Raw genomic sequence first — 848 nt, 5'->3', positions numbered from 1 at the left:
CGCCTGGAAGCCCCTGCCGGCAGCCGAGCGGCCCCGGCTCGCCGGCGGCTGGCTCGTCGTCGCCCCGGCCGGCGCCGCCGACGACCCGGCCGTCGCGTTCGCCGTGGACGCCCTGCGCGGACACGGCGCCGCACCCGTCCTGGTCGAGGCGGCCCCCGACGCGACCGACCGGACCCGGTTCGCCGCACTGCTCCGGGACGCCCAGGAGCGGACCGACGGGCCGCCCGCCGGAATCCTGTCGCTGCTCGCCCTGGCCGAGGAGCCGCACGGCGACGGCTCGGCGCTCCCCCTCGGCCTCACCCTGACGGTCGCGCTCCTCCAGGCCCTGGGCGACCTCGGTACCGACACCCCGCTCTGGGGCGCCACCCGGGGCGCGGTGTCGGTCGGCCGCTCCGACCGGATCGACAGCACGCTCCAGGCGCTGGCCTGGGGCCTCGGCGCGGTCGCCGGTGTCGAGTACCCGCAGCGGTGGGCCGGCCTGGTCGACCTGCCGCGACAGCTCGACGACCGGGCCGCGACCCGGCTCGCCGGAGCACTGACGAGCCCCGACGGCGAGGACCAGCTGGCGGTACGCGCCACTGGCCTCTACGGCCGCCGGGTCGTCCACGCCGGACTCGGCGACACCGCCCCCGTGCGCGACTGGACACCCGAGGGCACGGTCCTGATCACCGGCGGCACCGGCGGCCTCGGCGCCCAGATCGCCCGATCGCTCGCCCGCACCGGCACCGCGCACCTGCTGCTCACCAGCCGGCGCGGCGTACAGGCCCCGGGGGCCGAAGCGCTGCTGGCCGAACTGCGCGGCCTCGGCGCCGACGCCACCGCGGTGGCGTGCGACGTCGCCGACCGGG

Annotated in this window: 1 protein-coding gene; it reads left to right on the top strand. The window is 79.1% G+C overall.

What is annotated here, in order from left to right:
* Nucleotides 1-848, top strand: an 848-nt coding sequence (locus tag VR45_RS40755; protein ID WP_045945028.1) for a beta-ketoacyl reductase, incomplete at both ends; no start/stop codon positions are given.

This window comes from Streptomyces sp. NRRL S-495 (genome assembly GCF_000966955.1).
In the GTDB taxonomy this organism is placed as follows: Bacteria; Actinomycetota; Actinomycetes; order Streptomycetales; family Streptomycetaceae; genus Kitasatospora; species Kitasatospora purpeofusca.
The sequence above is the reverse complement of the archived record's forward strand: the minus strand, read 5'-3'. Positions and strand labels throughout refer to the sequence as shown.